The 22,798-nt window shown below is 60.7% G+C and carries 24 protein-coding genes; 9 read left to right on the top strand and 15 right to left on the bottom strand.

Annotated elements, in window-relative coordinates; translation table 11 throughout:
- The first annotated feature begins 337 nt into the window (after positions 1-337).
- Positions 338-2,413, top strand: a complete 2,076-nt coding sequence (locus PSH79_RS02880; protein ID WP_305441156.1) for an AsmA family protein — start codon at positions 338-340, stop codon at positions 2,411-2,413.
- Positions 2,414-2,501: 88 nt separating this feature from the next.
- On the opposite strand, the gene PSH79_RS02885 is transcribed toward PSH79_RS02880, so the two are convergent.
- Together PSH79_RS02885 and PSH79_RS02890 are read right to left on the bottom strand one after the other, a co-directional pair.
- Positions 2,502-3,032 carry a bacterioferritin gene (locus PSH79_RS02885; protein WP_305441158.1) on the bottom strand — a complete coding sequence of 177 codons (531 nt, stop codon included), beginning with the start codon at positions 3,030-3,032 and terminating at the stop codon, positions 2,502-2,504.
- A gap of 91 nt (positions 3,033-3,123) precedes the next feature.
- Positions 3,124-4,053 (bottom strand): LysR substrate-binding domain-containing protein, encoded by a 930-nt coding sequence (locus tag PSH79_RS02890; protein WP_305441159.1) that lies wholly within the window; start codon positions 4,051-4,053, stop codon positions 3,124-3,126.
- A 109-nt stretch (positions 4,054-4,162) separates the two neighbouring features.
- Here PSH79_RS02890 and PSH79_RS02895 point away from each other — a divergent pair, with 109 nt between their 5' ends.
- From PSH79_RS02895 to PSH79_RS02905, 3 genes are all read left to right on the top strand, one after another.
- A complete protein-coding gene (locus tag PSH79_RS02895; RefSeq protein ID WP_305441161.1) occupies positions 4,163-4,801 on the top strand; it encodes an FMN-dependent NADH-azoreductase in 639 nt (212 codons plus the stop codon).
- Positions 4,802-5,107: a multidrug efflux SMR transporter gene (locus PSH79_RS02900; RefSeq protein WP_305441162.1), complete on the top strand. Its 306-nt coding sequence runs from the start codon at positions 4,802-4,804 to the stop codon at positions 5,105-5,107.
- Between the two features lie 91 nt (positions 5,108-5,198).
- Positions 5,199-6,089, top strand: coding sequence for a triacylglycerol lipase (locus PSH79_RS02905; protein WP_305441163.1), 891 nt, complete (start codon positions 5,199-5,201; stop codon positions 6,087-6,089).
- Positions 6,090-6,209: 120 nt separating this feature from the next.
- Here PSH79_RS02905 and PSH79_RS02910 read toward each other — a convergent pair whose 3' ends face one another.
- Positions 6,210-7,097 (bottom strand): DMT family transporter, encoded by an 888-nt coding sequence (locus tag PSH79_RS02910; RefSeq protein WP_305441164.1) that lies wholly within the window; start codon positions 7,095-7,097, stop codon positions 6,210-6,212.
- Between the two features lie 96 nt (positions 7,098-7,193).
- Here PSH79_RS02910 and PSH79_RS02915 point away from each other — a divergent pair, with 96 nt between their 5' ends.
- The 3 genes from PSH79_RS02915 to PSH79_RS02925 all read left to right on the top strand — a co-directional run bounded on the left by PSH79_RS02915 (position 7,194) and on the right by PSH79_RS02925 (position 9,601).
- Positions 7,194-7,988, top strand: a complete 795-nt coding sequence (locus PSH79_RS02915; protein WP_305441165.1) for a helix-turn-helix transcriptional regulator — start codon at positions 7,194-7,196, stop codon at positions 7,986-7,988.
- A 63-nt stretch (positions 7,989-8,051) separates the two neighbouring features.
- Positions 8,052-8,357, top strand: coding sequence for a PsiF family protein (locus tag PSH79_RS02920; protein ID WP_187678558.1), 306 nt, complete (start codon positions 8,052-8,054; stop codon positions 8,355-8,357).
- 230 nt (positions 8,358-8,587) lie between these two features.
- Positions 8,588-9,601, top strand: coding sequence for an AI-2E family transporter (locus PSH79_RS02925; RefSeq protein WP_305441166.1), 1,014 nt, complete (start codon positions 8,588-8,590; stop codon positions 9,599-9,601).
- Between the two features lie 175 nt (positions 9,602-9,776).
- Here the strand turns inward: PSH79_RS02925 and PSH79_RS02930 are convergent, their stop codons facing one another.
- Positions 9,777-11,051 (bottom strand): Hsp70 family protein, encoded by a 1,275-nt coding sequence (locus PSH79_RS02930; protein ID WP_305441167.1) that lies wholly within the window; start codon positions 11,049-11,051, stop codon positions 9,777-9,779.
- 292 nt (positions 11,052-11,343) lie between these two features.
- Between PSH79_RS02930 and PSH79_RS02935 the strand changes: the two genes are divergently transcribed.
- The gene (locus tag PSH79_RS02935; protein WP_100846406.1) at positions 11,344-12,294 is read left to right on the top strand and encodes a DnaJ C-terminal domain-containing protein; all 951 of its coding nucleotides are present in this window, start codon (positions 11,344-11,346) and stop codon (positions 12,292-12,294) included.
- A gap of 23 nt (positions 12,295-12,317) precedes the next feature.
- The gene (locus PSH79_RS02940) at positions 12,318-12,623 is read left to right on the top strand and encodes a chaperone modulator CbpM (protein WP_305441169.1); all 306 of its coding nucleotides are present in this window, start codon (positions 12,318-12,320) and stop codon (positions 12,621-12,623) included.
- A 148-nt stretch (positions 12,624-12,771) separates the two neighbouring features.
- Here the strand turns inward: PSH79_RS02940 and PSH79_RS02945 are convergent, their stop codons facing one another.
- From PSH79_RS02945 to urtB, 11 genes are all read right to left on the bottom strand, one after another.
- Positions 12,772-13,899: a sensor histidine kinase gene (locus PSH79_RS02945; RefSeq protein WP_305441171.1), complete on the bottom strand. Its 1,128-nt coding sequence runs from the start codon at positions 13,897-13,899 to the stop codon at positions 12,772-12,774.
- A 154-nt stretch (positions 13,900-14,053) separates the two neighbouring features.
- The gene (ureC, locus tag PSH79_RS02950; protein ID WP_305441172.1) at positions 14,054-15,754 is read right to left on the bottom strand and encodes an urease subunit alpha; all 1,701 of its coding nucleotides are present in this window, start codon (positions 15,752-15,754) and stop codon (positions 14,054-14,056) included.
- A gap of 85 nt (positions 15,755-15,839) precedes the next feature.
- Positions 15,840-16,145, bottom strand: coding sequence for an urease subunit beta (locus tag PSH79_RS02955; RefSeq protein WP_007915947.1), 306 nt, complete (start codon positions 16,143-16,145; stop codon positions 15,840-15,842).
- Complete coding sequence (locus tag PSH79_RS02960; RefSeq protein WP_305441173.1) at positions 16,145-16,678, bottom strand: GNAT family N-acetyltransferase; 534 nt, start codon at positions 16,676-16,678, stop codon at positions 16,145-16,147. Before PSH79_RS02960 ends, PSH79_RS02955 begins: the two co-directional genes overlap by 1 nt.
- Before the next feature lie 5 nt (positions 16,679-16,683).
- Positions 16,684-17,217: a GNAT family N-acetyltransferase gene (locus tag PSH79_RS02965; RefSeq protein WP_305441174.1), complete on the bottom strand. Its 534-nt coding sequence runs from the start codon at positions 17,215-17,217 to the stop codon at positions 16,684-16,686.
- A gap of 9 nt (positions 17,218-17,226) precedes the next feature.
- Entirely contained in the window at positions 17,227-17,529 is a 303-nt protein-coding gene (ureA, locus tag PSH79_RS02970) for an urease subunit gamma (protein WP_008085431.1), read from the bottom strand.
- Between the two features lie 83 nt (positions 17,530-17,612).
- Entirely contained in the window at positions 17,613-18,452 is an 840-nt protein-coding gene (locus tag PSH79_RS02975; protein WP_305441175.1) for an urease accessory protein UreD, read from the bottom strand.
- 30 nt (positions 18,453-18,482) lie between these two features.
- Positions 18,483-19,181, bottom strand: coding sequence for an urea ABC transporter ATP-binding subunit UrtE (gene urtE / locus PSH79_RS02980; RefSeq protein ID WP_008031204.1), 699 nt, complete (start codon positions 19,179-19,181; stop codon positions 18,483-18,485).
- Between the two features lie 141 nt (positions 19,182-19,322).
- On the bottom strand, positions 19,323-20,192 hold the full coding sequence (gene urtD, locus PSH79_RS02985) for an urea ABC transporter ATP-binding protein UrtD (RefSeq protein WP_008078129.1): 870 nt from the start codon (positions 20,190-20,192) through the stop codon (positions 19,323-19,325).
- On the bottom strand, positions 20,189-21,268 hold the full coding sequence (gene urtC / locus PSH79_RS02990; RefSeq protein WP_305441176.1) for an urea ABC transporter permease subunit UrtC: 1,080 nt from the start codon (positions 21,266-21,268) through the stop codon (positions 20,189-20,191). The genes urtD and urtC overlap by 4 nt, the downstream gene beginning before the upstream one ends.
- Positions 21,268-22,770: an urea ABC transporter permease subunit UrtB gene (urtB, locus tag PSH79_RS02995; protein ID WP_305441177.1), complete on the bottom strand. Its 1,503-nt coding sequence runs from the start codon at positions 22,768-22,770 to the stop codon at positions 21,268-21,270. Before urtB ends, urtC begins: the two co-directional genes overlap by 1 nt.
- Positions 22,771-22,798: the final 28 nt, after the last annotated feature.

Below are 22,798 nucleotides of genomic sequence, written 5' to 3' on the forward strand. Positions count from 1 at the left end.
TACTCTCGATAAGTCGATATAAAAGTTCATAAACGCAATGGTAATAATCAACAGAATTGATTGTTCTGGAGGGAGGCTCTAGATCGGGCCTTTCAGAGGGATGCTTTTGCACTGCAGTGGGTATTTTCGACCCACTCGTGCTTCGCAAAAGTGCGGGAGGCGGTAACGCTGTTCGACCGATTGGTCAGATTGCGCGCGGTTTTTTGCGCCTTAATCTGTCTTTTGATTAAACCTGCGGGCCTTTTGCCAGTCACAGATTTCATATGGGCCGCTTTGGCCCGCCGTTTCAGCTGTGCGCCGCGTTTTCGGCGCGCGGTCGTGATCAGGAGTTTTGTGCATGACGCGCACTGGAAAAATCTTCACCTGGACCTTCGCCATCCTCTTATTGCTACTGGCCGTACTGGTGCTGATCATTGTGTTCTTCGACTGGAACCGCATCAAACCGCCGCTCAACGCCAAAGTCTCGGAAGAACTGCACCGACCCTTTGCCATCAACGGCAACCTCGCGGTGATCTGGCAGCGGGAGCCGGAGGAGGGCGGTTGGCGCGCCTGGGTGCCGTGGCCGCACGTGGTCGCCGAGGATTTGAGCCTGGGTAATCCGGACTGGTCGCAGAAGCCGCAGATGGTCACGCTCAAGCGCGTTGAGTTGCGTATTTCGCCGCTGGCGTTGTTGACGCAACGGGTGGCGATCCCGCGTATTGACCTGACCGAACCCAACGCCGAATTGCAGCGTCTGGCCGATGGCCGGGCCAACTGGACATTCAAGTTTGATCCGAAAGATCCGAACGCCGAGCCTTCGAACTGGGTTGTCGACATCGGTGCCATCAAGTTCGACAAGGGTCACGTCACGCTTGATGACCAGACGCTCAAGACCCATCTCGATGTGTTGATCGATCCGCTGGGCAAGCCGATTCCGTTCAGCGAAATCGTCGGCGACAAAGCGGCGAAAACCGCGCAGGACAAGGGAGGCGCACCGCAGGACTACGCTTTTGCCTTGAAGGTCAAAGGCCAGTATCACGGCCAGAACCTCACCGGCCAGGGCAAGATCGGCGGGCTCTTGGCCTTGCAGGACGCGAGCAAGCCGTTCCCGCTGCAAGCCCGGGCGAAAATCGGCGACACCAGTATCGAGCTGGCCGGCACCCTGACCGACCCGCTCAACCTCGGCGCCCTCGATCTGCGTCTGAAACTGGCCGGCGCCAGCCTCGGCAACCTTTATCCGTTGACTGGTGTGACCCTGCCGGATACGCCGCCTTACTCCACCGATGGCCACCTGATCGCCAAGCTGCATGACGAGGCTGGCGCGAAATTCACTTATGAAAAATTCAACGGCAAGATCGGCGGTAGCGACATCCATGGTGACCTGACCTACGTTGCCAGCCAGCCACGGCCAAAACTCAGCGGCGCGCTGTTGTCCAATCAACTGCTGTTCGCCGACTTGGCGCCATTGATCGGCGCCGACTCCAACGACAAGCAAAAGGCCCGCGGCGGCGAGAGCAAGCAACCAGCGGACAAAGTGCTGCCGGTGGAAGAGTTCAAGACTGACCGCTGGCGCGCAATGGACGCCGATGTCGAATTCACCGGCAAGCGCATCGTCCACAGTGAAAAACTGCCGTTCAACGATCTTTATACCCACCTGAAACTCAACGATGGCGAGCTCAGCCTGGAACCGCTGCGCTTCGGTGTGGCTGGCGGCAATCTGGACGCGCAGATACGCCTTAACGGTCGTACCGAACCGCTGGAAGGCCGGGCCAAACTGACGGCGCGCAGGTTCAAGCTCAAGGAGCTGTTCCCGACCTTCGAACCGATGAAAACCAGTTTCGGCGAGCTCAATGGCGATGCGGATATCACCGGTCGCGGTAACTCGGTGGCCAAGCTGCTGGGCGGCGCGAATGGCAATCTGAAGATGCTGATCAACGACGGTGCAATCAGCCGTGAGTTGATGGAACTGGCGGGGCTTAACGTCGGTAACTACGTGGTCGGCAAGATCTTTGGCGACAAGGAAGTGAAGATTAATTGCGCGGCGGCGGACTTCGACATCAAGACGGGGTTGGCCACCACGCGGCTGTTTGTTTTCGATACCGAGAACGCGATCATCTACATCGATGGCACGGCGAACATGGCCACCGAGCAATTGGACCTGACGGTGACGCCGGAATCCAAAGGCTGGCGTTTGATATCCCTGCGTTCGCCGCTGTACGTGCGCGGCAAGTTCATCAAACCGGATGCCGGGGTCAAAGCGGTGCCGCTGTTGCTGCGCGGGGCGGGGATGGTCGCACTGGGTGTGATTGCCGCACCGGCGGCCGGGCTGCTGGCGCTGGTGGCGCCGAGTGGCGGGGAACCTAATCAGTGTGCGCCGCTGCTGGAACAGATGAAGGCGGGCAAGGCACCGGTGACCGTCAAGCCAAGCAAGTAACAGCAGATCAAAAGATTGCAGCCTGCGGCAGCTCCTACAGAGATCAGTGTAGGAGCTGCCACAGGCTGCGATCTTTTGCTTTTAAGGTTTACAGGTCGTTCAGGATGTCGGCCATGTCATCGGCATGCTCTTCTTCCTGCGCCAGGATGTCTTCGAAGATACGCCGGGTGGTCGGGTCTTTTTCACCGATGTACTGAATGATCTCGCGGTAGCTATCAATGGCGATCCGCTCGGCGACCAGGTCTTCGTAGACCATTTCCTTCAAAGTGTTCCCGGCCACGTACTGAGCATGGGACATTTTCGACAGCATGTCCGGGTTGAACTCCGGCTCGCCGCCCAGTTGCACGATGCGCTCGGCCAGACGGTCGGCGTGCTCGGCTTCCTGGGTGGCGTGTTCGAGAAACTCTTCAGCGGCCACGTGGGCTTTCAGGCCGTTGGCCATGAAATAGTGGCGCTTGTAGCGCAACACGCAGACCAGTTCAGTGGCCAGCGATTCATTGAGCAAGCGCAGCACTTCTTCACGGTTGGCGCTGTAACCCTCGGTCACCGCGCCGTTTTCCACGTGTTGCCGTGCGCGCTCGCGCAGGGTTTGAACATCAGACAAATGCAGGTCGCTCATTTCAGTCTCCTGGAGGCTAATCCGATTGGCGCCACGCTCTACAGACGTGATCGCCTACCCAGGTTGTGAGTCTTGAGCGATGCAAAAAGTTTTACGGAATTTTCGGCAATCTCGGCGCCAACCCTGAACGCTGCGCTTCGTCGCGCAGCCACGCAAAAAATGCCCGTACCGGCGGATGTCGTTCGCGCCCGGGCACACACAGCGCACTGTAGCCGGCTCCGTCGACCTGAACCTCGCCCTTGTACGGCACCAACAAACCGCTGGCGACGCTCTCCGAGACCAGAATATTGCTCGCCAGTACCAGCCCTTGTCCGGCAATCGCCGCTTGCAGGGCGTAATGCTCTTCGTCGTATTCGCGGATCGCCGGATGTTGATTCAGCCAGTGCTCGCCGGACTTGGCGCACCAGGCTTCCCAACCGTGGGCGTACAGCTTCGAATTGTGCCAGTGCACGCTGATCAAGGTCGGTGTGCGACGTGCGGCCAGTGCCACTTGTTCTGGCGAGCCGTATACGCCGAACGATTCATCGAACAGGCAGAGGCCATACAGATTCGGGTAGTCATCGAGGCTGTAGCGCAGCACCAGATCGACACTGGCGTCCTGATGCAGATCGATCACTTCACAATGCGTATCGAGGCGCACGTTGATGTTGGGGTGTTTCGCATAAAACCGCCCCAGTCGCGGTACCAGCCACAGCGCAGCGAACGCGGCGGTGGTCGACAGCGTCAGGCTGCTGCCGCTGCGTTGCGGGCGCAGGGTGTCGACGCTTTGCGCCACTTCCAGCAAGGCACCGTGCAGGCTGCGAAACAACCGTTCACCGCCCTCGGTCAGGCGTACTTGTCGCGGCAGGCGTTCGAACAGCGCGACGCCCAGCCAGTCCTCCAGCGCACGGATCTGATGGGAAATCGCGGTGGGTGTCACCGACAGTTCTTCAGCGGCAGCCTTGAAACTCAGCAAGCGCGAGGCGGATTCGAAGGCGCGCAGGGCGGTTAGCGGCAGCGAGGCGAACATTTGTGACTCCATGGATGAAAAAAATTCATCCAGACTGATTTCTACTCATTTGAAGAGATGCCGTGCTGCGCTTCAAGCTGCAAGCCACAAGCAGATTGATTCTAGTCCGGAGGATTTATAGATGAACAGGATTCTTGCACTTCATGCCAGCCCACGGGGTGACCGTTCTCACTCGCGGCGTTTGGCAGAAGGTTTTCTCAGTGCCTGGCAAGCGCGCCATCCGCAGGCTCAGGTGACTCGGCGTGAAGTGGGGCGGGCGCTGATTCCGGCGGTCAACGAGGCCTTCGTCGCGGCGGCGTTTTACCCGGAACCCGAGGCGCGACCATTGTCGATGCAGGCCGATCTGGCGCTCAGCGATCAACTGGTCGGCGAGTTGTTCGACCACGACCTGCTGCTGATTTCCACGCCGATGTACAACTTCAGCGTGCCCAGTGGCCTCAAGGCCTGGGTCGATCAGATCGTGCGGCTGGGCCTGACGTTCGACCACACGCTGGACAACGGCATTGCCCAGTACACGCCGCTGTTACAAGGCAAGAAAGCCTTGATCGTCACCAGTCGAGGCGGTTTCGGCTTCGGTCCCGGCGGTGAGCTTGAAGCGCTGAACCACGCCGATCCATGGCTGCGCACGGCGCTGGGGTTCGTCGGCATCAACGATGTCACGGTGGTCGCAGCCGAGGGTGAGGAGTCTGCCGAGCGCACTTTCGCGGTGTCGGTGGCCGAGGCCGAGCAGCGTTTGCTTGACCTCGCCCGGTCGTTCTAGGTGGCTTGGCTGTTCCTGCTGATTGCGGCCGGGTTCGAAGTCACCTTCGCCATGGGCATGAAGTACGCCGAAGGCTTCACCCGACTGTGGCCGTCTCTGGTCACCGTGGTTGCGGCGGTGGGCGGGATCTACTTCCTGACGTTGGCCATGCGTGAGTTACCGGTAAGCGTGGCTTATCCGATCTGGACCGCCATTGGTTCGCTGGGCACCGTTTTTCTCGGCTTCGCGCTGCTGGGCGAGAGCCTGACGCTGGTCAAACTGCTGTCGGTAGGCCTGATTGTGGCGGGTGTGGTGGGGCTGAAGTAGGCTGCTCATCGAGTTGTCATGTTCAAGGAGGATGCTTGGCGGGCGTTTTGCACGCCTTGCATCCACTCACCGACCACAAGGATGTTTGCCCATGTCGCACGCCTCGCGTACGCGTTATCCACTGGTGCTGGTGCCGGGAATGCTCGGGTTTATCCGGCTGGTGCTTTATCCCTATTGGTACGGAATCATCAAAGCCTTGCGCCGTGGTGGTGCGACGGTGATTGCCGTGCAGGTGTCGCCGTTGAATTCGACCGAGGTGCGTGGCGAGCAATTGCTGGCACGGATCGAGGAGATTCTGCGCGAGACTGGCGCAGCCAAGGTCAATCTGTTCGGCCACAGCCAAGGCTCGCTGACCGCGCGTTATGCCGCGGCGAAGCGCCCGGATCTGGTGGCCTCGGTGACGTCGGTCGCCGGGCCTAATCACGGTTCGGAACTGGCCGACTATCTGCAAAAGCACTACCCGGCGGACAGCGCCAAGGGGCGCATTCTTGAAGCGCTGCTGCGTTTTGTCGGCTGGTTGATGGCGCTGTTGGATACCGGGTATCACGGGCCAAAACTGCCGGTGGATATCCACGCCTCGCACCAATCGCTGACCTTTGACGGTGTGGCGCTGTTTAACCAGCGTTATCCACAGGGCCTGCCCGAAACCTGGGGCGGGCACGGGCCGGAAGAGGTCAACGGCGTGCGCTATTACTCGTGGTCGGGGACGTTGCAGCCGGGCAAGACGGATCGTGGCGGCAATCTGTTTGACGGGACGAATCGCAGTTGCCGGTTGTTTGCCAGAACGTTCGTGCGTGAACCCGGGCAGTGCGATGGCATGGTCGGGCGTTACAGTTCGCACTTGGGCACAGTGATTGGCGATGACTATCCGCTGGATCACTTCGATATCGTCAACCAGTCGCTGGGGCTGGTGGGCAAGGGTGCCGATCCGGTGCGGCTGTTTGTCGAGCATGCGGCGCGCCTGAAAGCAGCTGGCGTCTAAATCGGGTGTTGTGGTGAGGGGATTTATCCCCGATGGCTGCGCAGCAGCCCCAGTTGTTAGGGGGAAGAAAGGGGGCTCTTCGCGACCCATCGGGGATAAATCCCCTCGCCACAGGCCGAGTCAGGCGATGCTGACCCGTCGGCCCAACACGGTCGTCCAGCGCTCAGACAAAATCACCCCGCCCAACGTCAGCAAACCACCCACCAGGTGATACATCGCCAGTTGTTCCTTCAACACCACCGCTGCAATCAACGCCGTAATCAACGGCAGCAAGTTGAAGAACAGTGTGGTCCGGCTCGGCCCCAAACGCATCACCGCCTGCATCCACGCCAACGGCGCGAGCATCGAAGCCAGCAGACACGCGTACAACACCAGCGGAATGTTCTGCAGTGTCAGCCCGGTTTTCGGCGAGGTGGCGTACAGCGGAAACAGCACCACAATCGCCACCAGCACCTGCAAGTACAGCAACACCAGCGGCGGCAGGCGTAGCTGCCATTTTTTCAGCAGGGTGCTGTAAATCGCGTAGGCCAGCGTGGCAATCAGCATCATGGCGTCACCCAGGTTCACCCCGTGTTGCAACAGCGCGCCGAGGCTGCCGGACGACACCACCACCAGCACGCCGGCGAACGACAACACCGCACCCACCAGCGCACCGGCTGTCAGGCGCTGGCCGAGGCTGATGATCGCCATGGCCAGCGACATCAATGGCATCAGCGACAGGATGATGCCCATGTTGGTGGCGGTGGTCAGGGTCGCGGCGAAATAGGCGAGGCTTTGATAGACCGCCATGCCGAGCACGCCGAGGACGAAAATCTTGCCCAGGTTCGGGCGAATTTGCGACCAGTGCGCGACCACTTGTTTGAGCATGAACGGCGTGAACAACAGACCCGCCAGCAGCCAGCGGTAAAAACCGATCTCCGCCGGGAAGATCGCACCGACCGCGAGTTTGTTGATAACGGTATTGCCGGCCCAGATAAAAATCGCCAGCAGAGGAAAAGCGTATTGCATGGGTTGAAACCAGTACGTTGATGAAGCGCAATTATCCCTTGTCTGGATGCAAGCCTATACTTCGAACCGGACAACCTGCCTCTGAAACCGGACAGCATGAACAGTAAACACATCGATCTGCTGGATTTCAGCGAACTGCCATCGGCGGTGTACTTCCGCTACGCCGATTTCACCGCCCACGAATTCGCCGCGCCGCACCGTCATCCATGGGGCACGCTGGAGTATGCCGCCCACGGCGTGCTGCACATGGACGTCGACGGCAGTCGCTTCATGTCGCCGCCGCAGTACGCGGTGTGGGTGCCGCCGCAGGTCGAGCACAGTTTCTACAGCCATCAACCGGTCAACTATCGCGCGGTGTGTCTCGACCCCAGGGTCTGCGCCGAGTTGCCGACGCGGGCCTGCACGTTGGCGATCAGCGACATCCTCAAGGCGATTCTCAAAGACTTCGCGGCCCGCGACGTGAAGATCCCCGAACTCGATGCCGATCAGCGTCTGGCCCAGGTGCTGGTCGATCAACTGCAACAGGCACCGGTGCATGAGTGTTATCTGCCCTATGCGAGCAGTCCGGGGTTGCTGGCGATCCTCGATGCGTTGCAGGCCGAGCCCGGCAACAATCAACCGCTGGCGCACTGGGCGGCGCAGGTGCATGTCAGCGAGCGCACGTTGGCGCGGCAGTTTGTTCGCGAACTGGGGATGAGTTTTGGCGAGTGGCGACAGCGCCTGCGCTATCTCGCCGCGATCGAAGCGCTGGAAACTTCACGCAGTGTGCAGGAGATCGCTTTCGACCTTGGTTACAGCAGCGGCTCGGCTTTTATCGCCATGTTTGCCCGTCAGGCCGGCTGCACGCCGGAGCAGTACCGCCGCAGTCACCTGGAAGGCAGGAAGGTGTAACAAGATTTGGCTACACTGCCGAAGAGGCCGCCTCCATCGAAGCGGCGACAAGGAGAAAACTCCATGAAGATGTTGCGTGTCCCTTTGTTGATGATTGGTTTGCTCCTGTGTTCCCAGGGTTTCGCCGCCACGGCGCAACAGAACAAAATGACCACTTGCAATGCCGATGCGACCGCCAAGAGTCTGAAAGGCGATGAGCGCAAAACCTTCATGAGCACCTGCCTCAAGGCAGCGCCGGCGGCCAACGATGCCAAGGCCCTGACCCCGCAGCAGGAAAAAATGAAAACCTGTAATGCCGATGCGAAAACCAAGGCACTGGCCGGCGATGCGCGCAAGACGTTCATGAGTGAATGCCTGAAGAAAAAATAATCACCTCGACTCTGTGGTGACTGGGTTGGCCCCATCGCGGGCAAGTCGAATCGTCGCACCGCCGCTCCCACAGGGACTTCGGCTGATCTCTGAATTTGTGTTCGACACCTAACCTGTGGGAGCAGGCTTGCCAGCGATGAGGTCCGAGAGGTCGGCCCGCATATCCCTAGTGCTCATCCCGGATCGCTGGCAGACTGCCCATCCTTTTACGCCGTTCGTTTTGAGGCTGTATGCCAACGTTTTCTGAGCGTCATGTTGTGTTCTGGGTCAGCTGCATCATCATTTTCGGCGGTTTGCTGCTGGTGCTGCCGCTGCGCTTGTTGCCCAGTCTGCTGGCCGGGTTGCTGGTGTTCGAGTTGGTCAACATGCTCACCCCGCAACTGCAACGGCTGATCGAAGGCCGGCGCGCGCGGTGGCTGGCGGTGGCGCTGCTGGGCACGCTGGTGGTCAGTGTGCTGGCGCTGATCTTTGCCGGCGCCATCAGTTTCCTGCTGCACGAAGCGGAAAACCCCGGCGCGTCACTCGATAAATTTATGGGCGTGGTCGACCGTGCGCGCGGTCAGTTGCCGCCGTTCATCGATGCCTACCTGCCGGCCAGCGCTGCGGAGTTTCGCGTGGCGATTGGCGAGTGGGCGAGCAAACATCTGTCCGACCTGCAACTGGTGGGCAAGGACGCTGCACATATGTTTGTGACGCTGCTGATCGGCATGGTGCTCGGCGCGATCATCGCCTTGCAGCGCATACCTGATGTCACCAAGCGCAAGCCGCTGGCAGCGGCGCTGTTTGATCGTTTGCACCTGCTGGTGCAGGCGTTTCGCAACATCGTCTTCGCGCAGATCAAGATTTCCCTGCTCAACACGTTCTTCACCGGGATCTTCCTGGCGGTGATCCTGCCGATGTTCGGAATCAAGTTGCCGCTGACCAAAACCCTGATCGTGCTGACGTTCCTGCTCGGCCTGCTGCCGGTGATCGGCAACCTGATGTCGAACACGCTGATCACCATCGTCGGCCTGTCGCTGTCTATCTGGGTGGCCATGGCTGCGCTGGGTTATCTGATCTTTATCCACAAGCTCGAATACTTTCTCAACGCGCGCATTGTCGGCGGGCAGATCAGTGCCAAGTCGTGGGAGTTGCTGCTGGCGATGCTGGTGTTCGAAGCCGCATTCGGCCTGCCGGGGGTGGTGGCGGGGCCGATTTACTATGCGTATCTGAAGAGTGAGTTGAAGCTGGGCGGGATGGTGTAAGGCCAGGTCTTTGTGACGGGGGATGATTGTGGCGAGGGGATTTATCCCCGTTGGGTCGCGAAGCAGCCCCGCTTTTATCTCAACGGCAGAGGACTGCTGCGCAGTCCAACGGGGATAAATCCCCTCGCCACAAAAAAATTCCTCACTTCAGAAGCCTATGCCACAAGGCTTGTGATCAGCTCATGGCGCCGTAGCGTTTCATCGCCTCGATCGCCAGACCACTACCAATGCTGCCAAAGATATTCCCTTCGACATGCCGCGCATTCGGCAACATCGCCGAAACGCTGTTGCGCAGGGCCGGGATACCGCTGGAACCGCCGGTGAAGAACACCGTATCGACCTGAGCCACCGAGACATTCGCGTCGTTCAACAACTGCGTGACGCTGCCGCGCACTCGCTCCAGCAATGCATCGATTGCCGACTCGAACAAAGCTCGCGTCAGTTCCACGCTCAAACCCGGCTCGATCCGGTCCAGCGGCACGTGGCGGCTGTCGGCATGGGTCAGCTGGATCTTGGTTTCTTCCACTTCCATCGCCAACCAGTGCCCGGCGCGTTGCTCGATCAACTTGAACAGGCGGTCGATGCCGCCGGTGTCTTCGATGTCGTAGCGCATGCTGCCCAGCGCCAGGCTGGATTTCTGCGAGTACACCGAGTTGATCGTGTGCCAGGTCGCCAGGTTCATGTGGTGGCTGGTCGGCATGTAGGCGCCGCTCTTCATGCGGCTGCCGTAGCCGAACAGCGGCATCAGGCCTTGCAGGCTCAGTTGTTTGTCGAAGTCGGTACCGCCGATGTGCACGCCGCCGGTGGCGAGGATGTCGTCATGACGGTTATCCACACCGCGACGCTCGGGCGACAGGCGCACCAGCGAGAAGTCGGAGGTACCACCGCCGATGTCGACGATCAGTACCAGCTCTTCCTTTTCGATGGTTGACTCGTAGTCGAATGCTGCGGCAATCGGCTCGTACTGGAACGAAACGTCCTTGAAACCGATCTTGCGCGCCACCTCCACCAAGGTGTCTTCGGCTTCCTGGTCGGCCAGCGGATCGTCATCGACGAAGAACACTGGACGACCCAGCACCACTTGTTCGAATTCCCGACCGGCGGCGGCTTCGGCGCGGCTCTTGAGCTGGCCGATGAACAGGCCGAGCAAGTCCTTGAACGGCATTGCCGTGCCGAGAACGCTGGTGTCGTGCTTGATCAGCTTGGAGCCGAGCAGGCTCTTGAGCGAGCGCATCAGGCGGCCTTCGTAGCCTTCCAGGTATTCGTGCAGCGCCAGGCGACCGTAGACCGGGCGGCGCTCCTCGATGTTGAAGAAGACCACCGACGGCAGGGTGATCTTGTCGTCTTCCAGCGCGATCATCGTTTCCATGCCGGGGCGCAGCCAGCCGACGGTGGAGTTGGAGGTGCCGAAGTCGATGCCGCAGGCACGGGCTGGAGAGGCGTTATTCATGTCTTTCGGGTTCCGGTCAAAAAACGGCCGCGCAGTGTATGTCAGTGCGCGGCAGATTCGAAGGCCGGTCATCAGCTATTTCGCGACTAGACTGGGTTGAAAGTCGCCGCTTCGCCCCAAACTTGCTGGCATGGGCCGGCAGACATACCGGCGGTCGCAAGAACCGTCGCCCACTGCCGATAAACTTCTGCTGCGCCACCCGGTCACAAGTTTGAGATCGGTCAACCCGGCACGCGCGAATCGGCGCATGCTGGCATCGGCGCGAAATCGATAACGGATGGTGATTCCTTCAATGGACTTCAAAGACTATTACAAGATACTCGGCGTGGAGCCGACAGCAGACGACAAGGCAATCAAGGCTGCCTATCGCAAGCTGGCGCGCAAATACCACCCCGATGTCAGCAAGGAAAAAGACGCCGAGGCCAAGTTCAAGGACGCCTCGGAAGCCTATGAAGCGCTGAAAAGTGCCGACAAACGCGCCGAATACGACGAGCTGCGCCGCTACGGCCAGCACGGTCAGCCGTTCCAGGGGCCACCGGGCTGGCAGAGCCGTGGCGGTTTTGGTGGCGGCGGTGGCGACACCGGCGACTTCTCGGACTTCTTCAGTTCGATCTTCGGCAATCGCGGCCCCGGTTTCGGTGGCGGTGAAGGTCGGCAACAACGCAGTGCAGGGCGCCGAGGGCAAGACGTGGAAATGGAACTGCCGATCTTCCTCGAGGAAACGCTCTCGAACGAATCGAAGAAGGTCACCTTTCAGGTGCCGCAATACAACGCCAACGGCCAGCACGTCAGCAACACCAGCAAGAGCCTGAACGTGAAGATCCCGGCGGGCGTGACTGACGGCGAGCGCATCCGCCTCAAAGGTCAGGGCGCACCTGGCGTCGGTGGCGGGGCGAACGGCGATCTGTACCTGACCATTCGTTTCGCGCCGCATCCGAAGTTCGATGTCGAAGGCGAAAACCTGATCATCACGTTGCCGCTGGCACCGTGGGAATTGGCGTTGGGCGCTGAAGTGGCCGTGCCGACCCTGACCGGCAAGATCAACCTCAAGGTTCCGGCCGGCAGCCAGAACGGTCAGCGCATGCGCGCCAAGGGCCATGGTCTGAAAAACAAGGCCGGCGAGCGCGGTTATCTGTTCGTGCAGCTCAAGGCCGTGATGCCGAAAGCAGCGGACGATGACGTCAAGGCGTTGTGGCAGGAACTGGCGAAAAAAGCCGCCTTCAATCCGCGAGAGAACTTCTGAACCCAGCGACGGAGTAGCCCATCATGAGCAGCCCCCTGATCGTTCAACTGGACATGGCAGAATTCTGTGAGGCGGCCGATTTGTCGGACGTCTACGTGATCGAAATCGTCGAACACGGCATCCTCGAACCTCAGGGCGCGCAGCCCAGGGAATGGCGTTTCACCGATTACGAGCTGACGCTGGCCAAACGCGCCGCCAAGCTGCGGCGCGATCTGGAACTGGAGTGGGAAGGCGTCGCCCTGGCGTTGAATCTGCTGGAAGAAGTGCAGGAACTGCGAGCCGAAAACCGTATGTTGCGCCAGCGATTGGGGCGGCTGGTGGTCGAGTAGTTTTACCGTTGTTTACAGGTTGCACTGAAGGGCCTCTTCGCTGGCAAGCCAGCTCCCACAAGTATCGCGTCGAATGCATATTTTGCGACCGACGCAGAACCCTGTGGGAGCTGGCTTGCCAGCGATGAATTCCCCTCGGTTTATCTGCTTAAACCTTTCTGGGCAACACCACTCTGAACAGCGTCCCGTCAGCCGCATTCGAGCTGACTTCGATTGTCCCGCCATGAGCGGTGACCACTTCCTTGACGATAAACAACCCCAACCCGAGGCTGGTGGAAGGGTGCCCAAGTTGTTCGTCGGCGCTGCGCACCAGCGGGTCGAAGATCGTGCCAATCGCCTCTTCTGGAATCGGTGTGCCGTGGTTATGCACCGCAATGCATACGCTATCGCCCTCGCCGCTGAGGGTGACGGTCACGTCGTGCTGGTTCGAACCGTGCTGCAAGGCATTGCCGATCAGGTTTTGCAGCAGTTGATCGATGCGCCCGGCATCCCAGGAGCCCTTGGTATCGCCTTCTACAGTCAGCAATGGATCGCATTCCGGATTGCCCGCGCAAGCCTCGGCAATCGCCGCCCGCGCCGCGTCGGCCATGTCCATCGACGCCGGTTCGATCGGCAGGCTTCTGCCCAGACGACTACGCACCAGCTCCAGCAAGTCGCTGACCATGGCCGCCATGTGTCGCGCGCCACGTTTGATATTGAGTGCGCACGTCAGGGCATCGCCCTCAAGACGGGTTTTGCGCAGCAGCAGTTCGGTAGACATGCTCACCGCTTGCAGCGGGGCGCGCAGATCATGGCCGAGGATAGCGAGGAAGATGTCGCGCGAACGGTTGACCTGCTCGGCATAGGCGGCGGTCGATTCGGCCAGGGCTTCGTCGATGGCTTCGTTGAAGCGGATCATGTCCTGGAAATAGGCTACGTCAGGGGATTGCAGGCTGTTGACCCACAGGCGAATCACGCAGGCCCGCAGATGGCGGAATTCACTGGTCATCTGCACCAGATCAAAACCCACGGTGTGGCGCAGTTCGCCATGGCTGGCGCCGGCCTCGTCCAGGCTGGGGGTTTTTTCCGGACCGTCGCCCTTGGCTTTGGCGGCCTGTTCGGCGGGGCTTTGCGGTTTGCTCATGTCGCGGGCGGCGGCCCGCAGGATTTCGCTGGCGTGATCGCGCAGCGCGGTGGAGTCCAGATGGTCGGCGGCCGGGGTAATGGTAGCGGCAAACTGTTCCCATTCATCGACGATAGGGTCGATGTTAGCCACGATGAACTCGGAAAGACGCATGGGCAGTCCCTGAAAATAGTGAAGCGAATCGAATATTAGTCCCTTTGGCGGGAAATACACGACCGTTTGTGCGGCGGTTTTCTACCGCGATCAAAAAGGCCCCGAGACTGCGCGGCAGGGCACGGCTTCGGGGCCTGTTTTTATGGCGTTGAGGTCAGAACAGGAAGTAGCGCTGAGCCATTGGCAGGGTGTCTGCCGGTTCGCACCACAGCAACACGCCGTCGGCCTTGACCTGATAAGTCTGCGGATCGACATCGATGTTCGGCAGGTAATCGTTGTGGATCAGATCGGTTTTTTGCACCTCGCGGCAACCTTTGACCACGGCGATTTTCTTCTTCAGCCCCAGCGTTTCCGGCAATCCGGCTTCCTGCGCGGCCTGACTGATAAAGGTCAGGCTGGTGGCGTGCAGCGAACCGCCGTAGCTGGCGAACATCGGGCGGTAGTGCACCGGTTGCGGTGTCGGAATCGATGCGTTGGCATCACCCATCAAGCTCGCCGCAATGGCCCCTCCCTTGAGAATCAGCGTCGGCTTTACGCCGAAAAACGCCGGGCGCCACAACACCAGATCCGCCCATTTACCGACTTCGACCGAACCCACCTCATGGCTGATGCCATGGGTGATCGCCGGGTTGATCGTGTACTTGGCGATGTAGCGTTTGGCGCGGAAGTTGTCGTTGCCTGCGCCGTCCAGGGGCAGCGGGCCGCGCTGCTTTTTCATCTTGTCGGCGGTCTGCCAGGTGCGCGTGATGACCTCACCGACGCGGCCCATCGCCTGGCTATCGGAGCTGATCATCGAGAACGCTCCGAGGTCGTGGAGGATGTCTTCGGCGGCAATCGTCTCGCGACGGATGCGGCTCTCGGCGAAAGCCACGTCTTCGGCAATGCTCGGGTCGAGGTGGTGGCAGACCATCAGCATGTCGAGGTGTTCGTCGATGGTGTTACGGGTGAACGGCCGGGTCGGGTTGGTCGAGCTCGGCAGCACGTTGGCAAACCCGCAGGCCTTGATGATGTCTGGCGCGTGACCGCCACCGGCACCTTCGGTGTGATAGGTGTGAATGGTGCGGCCCTTGAACGCGCCGAGGGTGGTTTCGACAAAACCGGATTCGTTGAGTGTGTCGGTGTGGATCGCCACTTGTACGTCGTACTGATCAGCGACGTTCAGGCAGTTGTCGATACTCGCCGGGGTAGTGCCCCAGTCTTCGTGCAGCTTGAGGCCGATGGCGCCGGCCTTGACCTGTTCGATCAACGGCTCCGGCAGGCTGGCATTGCCTTTGCCGGTGAGGCCGATGTTCATCGGGAAGGCATCGGCGGCCTGGAGCATGCGCGCCAGGTGCCACGGCCCGGACGTACAGGTGGTCGCATTGGTGCCCGTGGCAGGTCCCGTGCCGCCTCCGATCATGGTGGTCACGCCGCTCATCAGCGCTTCTTCGATCTGTTGCGGGCAGATGAAGTGAATGTGCGTGTCGATGCCGCCGGCGGTGAGGATCATGCCTTCACCGGCGATCACTTCGGTGCTGGCGCCGATGGCGATGTTCACGTTCGGCTGCACGTCCGGATTGCCGGCCTTGCCGATCGCGGCGATGCGCCCGTCCTTGAGGCCGACGTCGGCTTTGACGATGCCCCAGTGGTCGATGATCAGCGCGTTGGTGATCAGCGTGTCGACCACTTCGGCGGCGAGCAACTGGCTTTGGCCCTGGCCGTCGCGGATGACTTTGCCGCCACCGAATTTGACCTCTTCGCCGTAGGTGGTGAAGTCCTGCTCGACTTCGATCCACAGCTCGGTGTCGGCCAGGCGCACCTTGTCGCCGACGGTGGGGCCGAACATGTCGGCGTAGGCCTGTTTAGAAATCTTCATGTGCTCGCCTTGGGATTCAATTGGTTTTGAAATCGCTCGCATTACTCGCTTTCGCGAGCAGGCTTTCTTGCAGTCACCTGATGACTTAGAGATCACCCATGACCCGCCCGGCAAAGCCGAACACCCGCCGGTGCCCGGCGTAATCCACCAGTTCCACCTCGCGACTTTGCCCCGGCTCGAAGCGTACCGCCGTGCCGGCCGGAATATTCAGACGCATGCCACGGCTGGCCGCGCGATCAAAGGTCAGCGCGTCGTTGGTTTCGAAAAAGTGATAGTGCGAACCTACCTGGATCGGCCGGTCGCCGCTGTTGGCGACTTTCAGGCTGACGGTGCGGCGGCCGACGTTGAGTTCGATGTCGCCGGGCTGGATCTGGTATTCACCGGGAATCATCAGTGGGCTCCTTGGAGGATCTTGTAATAGAGGGCGGTCGGTCGATAAGTGCCGTGCGGGTCGCAGGCATAGTCGGGGATTTCGCCGGCACGGGTGTAACCCAGGGCCTTGTAGAAATCTTCAGCGGGCGAACCGGCTTCTGTGTCGAGGAAGAGCATGCCGCGCTTGTGCTTGGGCGCTTCCAGTTCCAGCGCCTGCATCAATTGTTGGCCGAGTCCGCGACGCCGGGCGTGTTCACGCACCAGCAGTTTCTGCACTTCGGCGCGATTGAGACCGTTGGCCTTTTGGCACAAGCCCAGTTGCACACTGGCCAGTACCTTTTCGTCCTTGACCACCACCCAGAGCAATACGCTGCCCTTGTTGAGGTTGTCCTGAACGTCATCAAAATAGGCGCGGGCCTGGGCGGCATCGAGGTCGGCCATGAAGCCGACACTCGCGCCATAGCCCACCGCATCGAGCAACAGATCGATCAGGCCCTGACGATAGTGCGCAAAACTTTCAGCGTTGACGCGGCGCAGTTGGGCAGCGTTCATCGGTGTCACTCCTTGTTGGCGTCAGGCGGCTCCGCGCCAGGGTTGAGGGTCAGTTGCATGAAGGTCAGGTCGAGCCAGCGGCCGAACTTGGTACCGACTTGCGGCATCTGTCCGGTGATGATGAAACCGGCGCGCTCATGCAGACGGATAGAGGCGGCGTTGCCGCTTTCGATGGCGGCAACCATTACGTGCTTGCCGCAGGTTTTCGCGCGTTTGATCAATGCGCTCATTAATTGCGGGCCGAGGCCGTTGCCGCGTTGGTCGCTGCGCACGTAAACCGAATGCTCGACGGTGTGGCGGAAGCCATCGAAGGGCCGCCAGTCACCGAATGAAGCGTAGCCGAGCACGCTGTTGTCGGCGTCGACGATCACCAGAATCGGATAGGTCTGGGCCTGACGCGCGCTGAACCACGCCTGACGGTTGCCCAGATCGACCGCCGACTCGTTCCAGATCGCTGTGGTGTTGAGCACCGCGTCGTTGTAGATGTCGCGAATCGCCGGCAGGTCGGCGTGGACGGCATCGCGAATGCTGTAAGTCATGGCGCGGCCTCAGACGATCGGTTGGTGGACGGTGACCAGTTTGGTGCCATCGGGAAACGTCGCTTCGACCTGAATCTCCGGGATCATTTCCGGGATGCCTTCCATCACTTGTTCGCGTGAAAGCAGAGTGGTGCCGAAGTGCATCAACTCGGCCACGGTCCGGCCGTCACGGGCGCCTTCGAGCAGCGCGGCGGAGATGTAGGCCATGGCTTCCGGGTAGTTGAGTTTCACGCCGCGCGCCAGTCGGCGCTCGGCGACGAGGCCGGCGGTGAAGATCAGCAGCTTGTCTTTTTCGCGTGGGGTCAGGTCCATTGTGGGAATCCAGTATCGGCAGTTAAAAGTTATTAAGTTGATCGCGGCCCGAGCCTTCGGCAGCTCCTACAGGGGAATGCATTTCAGGTGTTCCAGATTCGGGGGGGCTGGGCTTCGCGGCCTAGCAGCACCGGCCGTAGCAAACGCCAAAGATCAATAAGCCAGGCGCGAGCGAGCAATGCCTCACTGGCCAGACAACGGGCCACCAACAACCCCGGCAACTGCGTCAGATCCCCACGCACCTCATGGCCCAGCGAGCGACACCGTTCCAGCAGTTCGGCATCAATCTCGCCAGTCACCAGCAACGTCGCAAACACCGGTTGCCCGTCCAGCCCGATCGGCGACTCAAGCAAACCGTCACCGCCGACAATGCGCTGACGCTCGTGCCAGAGCAATCGACCGTCGCGACGAATATCCAGGTGCGCCTGAAAATGCCCACGGTCGAAGCGCTCGCCACTGGCCGGGCGACCCAGCGCCACCACATCCCAGTAGAACAGCCGCGCATCGCCTTCCAGTTCAATCGAAGTGCTCAGTTCAGCCTGCGCGGCGCTGTAGACGATGGTTTCCTGAGGCAGCCATTCCAGCGTCGCCCCGGCCGCCACTTTCAGATCGAGTTTCTGGTAAGCCGGCCCCGCCGCGCGATACCACTTCGCCGCGCCGGGGCTGGTGATCTGCGCCCAGGCGTCTGTTTCGACGCGTGCGCTGATGTCCAGTCGATCACCGCCGGCAATCCCGCCCGGTGGGTGGACGATGATGTGTTGGCAGACTTCAGGGCCTTCAGCGTACAGGTGTTTCTGCACCCGCAGCGGGCCGAGGTGCCGGCGCATGACCGGGCGCGAGCAGTCGCCGAAACGGGCGTAGGCCAGTTCCAGCTCGGCGTGCCAGCTCGGGGTAAACAGGGCAGGTGAGACAGTCGAGTTCATAGTTTCTGATTATCGTTAGGAAGCTACAGGTTAGATGGTTACCAGCCCACGCACACCCTCGGCCTCCATATTTTCTCCGCGACCCTGCTGGACGATCTCGCCCCGGGACATCACCAGGTATTGATCGGCCAGTTCGGCGGCGAAATCGTAGAACTGCTCGACCAGCAGAATCGCCATGTCGCCGCGAGCCGCCAGTTTCTTGATCACCGCGCCGATCTCCTTGATCACCGACGGCTGGATGCCTTCGGTGGGTTCGTCGAGGATCAGCAAGCGCGGACGGCTGGCCAGTGCGCGACCAATCGCGAGCTGTTGTTGTTGACCACCGGACAGATCGCCGCCGCGACGCTGTTTCATTTGCAACAGCACCGGGAACAGTTCGTAGATAAACGCAGGGACTTCCTTGGCTTCGGAGCCGGGAAAACGCGACAGGCCCATCAGCAGGTTTTCTTCCACGGTCAGCCGCCCGAAAATCTCCCGGCCCTGCGGCACGTAAGCGATGCCGGCATGTACCCGTTGGTGCGGCTTGAACGTGGTAATCGGTTTGCCTTCCCAATTCACTGCGCCTTCCTTGGCCGGCAACAGGCCCATCAGGCATTTGAGCAGGGTGGTCTTGCCCACGCCGTTACGGCCGAGCAGGCAGGTGACTTCGCCGACCTTCACGTCAAACGTGAGGCCGCGCAGGATGTGGCTACCGCCGTAGTACTGGTGCAGCTTGTCGACTTGCAGCATGTCCGTATTCCTTCAGTTACACCCAAAACCCTGTGGGAGCTGGCTTGCCAGCGATGGTGGTGGATCAGTCGGCATCAACGCTGGATTTGCCGGCCTCATCGCTGGCAGCCAGCCCCCACAGTTTTGATAAGTGTTTGCAGTTCACCGGCCGAGGTAGACCTCGATCACCCGCTCGTTTTCCTGCACCTGCTCCAGCGACCCTTCGGCCAAAACACTGCCCTGGTGCAACACCGTCACGTGGTCGGCAATCGAGCCGACGAAACCCATGTCGTGCTCGACCACCATCAGCGAATGCTTGCCTGCCAGCGACTTGAACAGCTCGGCGGTGAATTCGGTTTCGGCGTCGGTCATGCCCGCCACCGGTTCGTCGAGCAGTAGCAGTTGCGGGTCTTGCATCAGCAACATGCCGATTTCCAGAAACTGCTTCTGGCCGTGGGACAACAGGCCCGCCGGGCGATTGACCGAGGTGGTCAGGCGAATCGTCTCCAGCACTTCGCTGATGCGATCTTTCTGCTCACCACTCAGCCGTGCACGCAAACTGGCCCACACCGACTTGTCGGTCTTCTGCGCCAGTTCGAGGTTTTCAAACACGCTCAGCGCTTCAAACACTGTCGGTTTCTGGAACTTGCGGCCGATGCCGGCCTGGGCGATCTGCACTTCGCTCATCTGCGTCAGGTCGAGGGTTTCGCCGAACCACGCTTTGCCATGACTCGGGCGGGTCTTGCCGGTGATCACGTCCATCAACGTGGTCTTGCCTGCGCCGTTGGGGCCGATGATGCAGCGCAACTCGCCGACACCGATGTACAGGTTGAGATTGTTCAGCGCGCGGAAGCCGTCGAAGCTGACGCTGATGTCTTCCAGGGTCAGGATCGTGCCGTGGCGGGTGTCGAGGCCCGGGCCGACGCGTTGGCCGAGGCCGATGGAGTCGCGGCTGGTGCCGGCGTCCTTGTTCGGCTCGACGGGGAAAAAGGCTGGCTCCAGCATGAATTCAGCGCTCGCCGTGACTCTCATGATTCACCTCGTTTCTTCAGCAGACCGATCACGCCTTTGGGCAGGTACAGGGTCACGACGATGAACAGCGCGCCGAGGAAGAACAGCCAGTACTCCGGGAACGCCACGGTGAACCAGCTTTTCATGCCGTTGACCACACCGGCGCCGAGCAACGGCCCGATCAGCGTGCCACGCCCGCCAAGAGCAACCCACACGGCTGCTTCGATGGAGTTGGTCGGCGACATTTCGCTCGGGTTGATGATCCCGACTTGCGGCACGTACAACGCCCCGGCCAAACCGCACAACACCGCACTCAACACCCAGACGAACAGCTTGAAACCACGCGGATCGTAGCCGCAGAACATCAGACGGTTTTCCGCATCGCGCAGCGCGGTCAGCACCCGGCCGAACTTGCTCTGCGCCAGACGCCAGCCAATGAACAGACTCGCCACCAGCAACAACACGGTCGCCAGAAACAGCACCGCGCGGGTGCCCGGTTCAGTGATGCCGAAACCGAGAATCGTGCGGAAATTGGTAAAGCCGTTGTTGCCGCCAAACCCGGTTTCGTTGCGGAAGAACAGCAGCATGCCGGCGAAGGTCAGGGCCTGGGTCATGATCGAGAAATACACGCCCTTGATCCGCGAGCGGAAGGCGAAAAAGCCGAACACCAGTGCCAGTAATCCCGGCGCCAACACCACCAGACACATCGCCCAGACAAAGCTGCTGGTGCCGGTCCAGTACCAGGGCAATTCAGTCCACGACAGGAAGGTCATGAACGCCGGCAAGCCATCACCGGCGGCCTGACGCATCAGGTACATGCCCATCGCATAACCGCCGAGGGCGAAGAACAAACCATGGCCGAGGGACAGCAGACCGGCGTAACCCCAGACCAGATCCAGCGCCAGGGCGACGATGGCGTAGCAGAGGATTTTTCCCACCAGCGTCAGGGTGTAAGCCGAGACATGCAGCGCACTGTCCGGCGACAACAGTGACAGCAGCGGCAGGGCGACCAACAGGGCGAGAATCACCGCGCCGATGGCAATCGTGACTTTCGGGCCAGCCTTTTGCGTGGCCGTAACGAGTAGAGGCTGGTTCATCAGTCGATCACCCGTCCTTTCAATGCGAAGAGACCTTGCGGACGTTTCTGGATAAACAGAATGATCAGCGCGAGGATCAGGATCTTGCCGAGCACCGCACCGATCTGCGGTTCGAGAATCTTGTTGGCGATACCGAGGCCGAACGCTGCGAGCACGCTGCCGGCCAACTGGCCAACACCGCCAAGCACCACGACCAGGAACGAGTCGATGATGTAGCTCTGGCCGAGATCCGGGCCGACGTTGCCGATCTGGCTCAGCGCTACCCCACCGAGGCCGGCGATGCCCGAACCGAGGCCGAAGGCGAGCATGTCGACACGTCCGGTCGGAACGCCGCAGCAGGCCGCCATGTTGCGGTTCTGGGTGACGGCACGCACGTTGAGGCCCAGGCGCGTCTTGTTCAGCAGCAGCCACGTCAGCACCACCACAAACAGTGCGAACGCGATGATGACGATGCGGTTGTACGGCAGCACCAGATTCGGCAGCACCTGAATCCCGCCGGACAGCCACGCCGGGTTCGCCACTTCGACGTTCTGTGCGCCGAACAGCAGGCGCACCAGTTGAATCAGCATCAGGCTGATGCCCCACGTCGCGAGCAGGGTTTCCAGTGGTCGGCCATAGAGGTGGCGAATCACCGTGCGCTCCAGCGCCATACCGATGGCGGCGGTGACGAAGAACGCCACTGGCAATGCGATCAGCGGATAGAACTCAATGGCCTGCGGTGCATAACGCTGGAACATCAGTTGCACCACATACGTCGAGTAGGCGCCGAGCATCAGCATCTCGCCGTGGGCCATGTTGATCACGCCGAGCAAGCCGAAGGTGATCGCCAGTCCGAGTGCCGCCAGCAGCAGGATCGAACCGAGGGACATGCCGCTGAACGCCTGACCGAGTATTTCGCCGATCAGCAGTTTGCGTTTGACTTGGGCGAGGCTGGTTTCGGCGGCCGTGCGCACATTGGCATCGGCTTCGACACCCGGTTCGAGCAAGCCTTCGAGGCGGGTGCGGGCCAGTGGATCGCCGGTTTCACCCAGCAAGCGCACGGCAGCCAGACGCACCGCCGGATCAGTGTCGACCAGTTGCAGATTGGCCAGCGCCAGGCTCAGGGCGGCGTGAACGCTTTCATCTTTTTCACCAGCCAGTTGCTGGTCGAGGAATTTCAGCTGCGCGGGTTTCGCGCTTTTCTGCAATTGCTGCGCGGCACTCAGACGGATTTTGGCGTCGGCGGCGAGCAATTGGTGGCTGGCCAGAGCGGTGTCGATCAGACCCCGCAGGCGGTTGTTCAGGCGCAGGATTTTCGCTTGGCCGTCGATGGTCAACTCGCCTTGTTGCAGGGCGTTGATCAGTTCGATACGGGCCGGATCGGGCTGCGCGGCCCAGGCTTCGAGCAGTTTGGCCTGCTGCACGGGATTGGCCGCGACGAAGTCTTCGGCGTCGCCGGCGTGGGCGGCCATCGGCAGCAACATGGCGATGGCGAGGATGAAGCGATAAAGGGCAGTGGGCATATTCAGTCGCCTTGACGCAGACATTGTG

It is taken from the genome of Pseudomonas sp. FP2196 (assembly GCF_030687715.1).
In the GTDB taxonomy this organism is placed as follows: Bacteria; Pseudomonadota; Gammaproteobacteria; order Pseudomonadales; family Pseudomonadaceae; genus Aquipseudomonas.

Bases quoted from the DNA above. Each gene is read 5' to 3' on its own strand.
- PSH79_RS02930 (WP_305441167.1), bottom strand. From the start codon at position 11,051: ATGAATAACGCCTCTCCAGCCCGTGCCTGCGGCATCGACTTCGGCACC.
- PSH79_RS02965 (WP_305441174.1), bottom strand. From the start codon at position 17,217: ATGACTTACAGCATTCGCGATGCCGTCCACGCCGACCTGCCGGCGATT.
- PSH79_RS02890 (WP_305441159.1), bottom strand. From the start codon at position 4,053: ATGGAGTCACAAATGTTCGCCTCGCTGCCGCTAACCGCCCTGCGCGCC.
- PSH79_RS02955 (WP_007915947.1), bottom strand. From the start codon at position 16,145: ATGATTCCCGGTGAATACCAGATCCAGCCCGGCGACATCGAACTCAAC.
- PSH79_RS02945 (WP_305441171.1), bottom strand. From the start codon at position 13,899: ATGCGTCTTTCCGAGTTCATCGTGGCTAACATCGACCCTATCGTCGAT.
- ureA (WP_008085431.1), bottom strand. From the start codon at position 17,529: ATGGACCTGACCCCACGCGAAAAAGACAAGCTGCTGATCTTCACCGCC.
- PSH79_RS02885 (WP_305441158.1), bottom strand. From the start codon at position 3,032: ATGAGCGACCTGCATTTGTCTGATGTTCAAACCCTGCGCGAGCGCGCA.
- PSH79_RS02910 (WP_305441164.1), bottom strand. From the start codon at position 7,097: ATGCAATACGCTTTTCCTCTGCTGGCGATTTTTATCTGGGCCGGCAAT.
- PSH79_RS02935 (WP_100846406.1), top strand. From the start codon at position 11,344: ATGGACTTCAAAGACTATTACAAGATACTCGGCGTGGAGCCGACAGCA.
- urtE (WP_008031204.1), bottom strand. From the start codon at position 19,181: ATGCTGCAAGTCGACAAGCTGCACCAGTACTACGGCGGTAGCCACATC.
- PSH79_RS02905 (WP_305441163.1), top strand. From the start codon at position 5,199: ATGTCGCACGCCTCGCGTACGCGTTATCCACTGGTGCTGGTGCCGGGA.
- urtC (WP_305441176.1), bottom strand. From the start codon at position 21,268: ATGAACCAGCCTCTACTCGTTACGGCCACGCAAAAGGCTGGCCCGAAA.
- PSH79_RS02925 (WP_305441166.1), top strand. From the start codon at position 8,588: ATGCCAACGTTTTCTGAGCGTCATGTTGTGTTCTGGGTCAGCTGCATC.
- PSH79_RS02975 (WP_305441175.1), bottom strand. From the start codon at position 18,452: ATGAACTCGACTGTCTCACCTGCCCTGTTTACCCCGAGCTGGCACGCC.
- ureC (WP_305441172.1), bottom strand. From the start codon at position 15,754: ATGAAGATTTCTAAACAGGCCTACGCCGACATGTTCGGCCCCACCGTC.
- PSH79_RS02895 (WP_305441161.1), top strand. From the start codon at position 4,163: ATGAACAGGATTCTTGCACTTCATGCCAGCCCACGGGGTGACCGTTCT.
- PSH79_RS02880 (WP_305441156.1), top strand. From the start codon at position 338: ATGACGCGCACTGGAAAAATCTTCACCTGGACCTTCGCCATCCTCTTA.
- PSH79_RS02940 (WP_305441169.1), top strand. From the start codon at position 12,318: ATGAGCAGCCCCCTGATCGTTCAACTGGACATGGCAGAATTCTGTGAG.
- urtD (WP_008078129.1), bottom strand. From the start codon at position 20,192: ATGAGAGTCACGGCGAGCGCTGAATTCATGCTGGAGCCAGCCTTTTTC.
- PSH79_RS02960 (WP_305441173.1), bottom strand. From the start codon at position 16,678: ATGAACGCTGCCCAACTGCGCCGCGTCAACGCTGAAAGTTTTGCGCAC.
- PSH79_RS02920 (WP_187678558.1), top strand. From the start codon at position 8,052: ATGAAGATGTTGCGTGTCCCTTTGTTGATGATTGGTTTGCTCCTGTGT.
- PSH79_RS02915 (WP_305441165.1), top strand. From the start codon at position 7,194: ATGAACAGTAAACACATCGATCTGCTGGATTTCAGCGAACTGCCATCG.
- urtB (WP_305441177.1), bottom strand. From the start codon at position 22,770: ATGCCCACTGCCCTTTATCGCTTCATCCTCGCCATCGCCATGTTGCTG.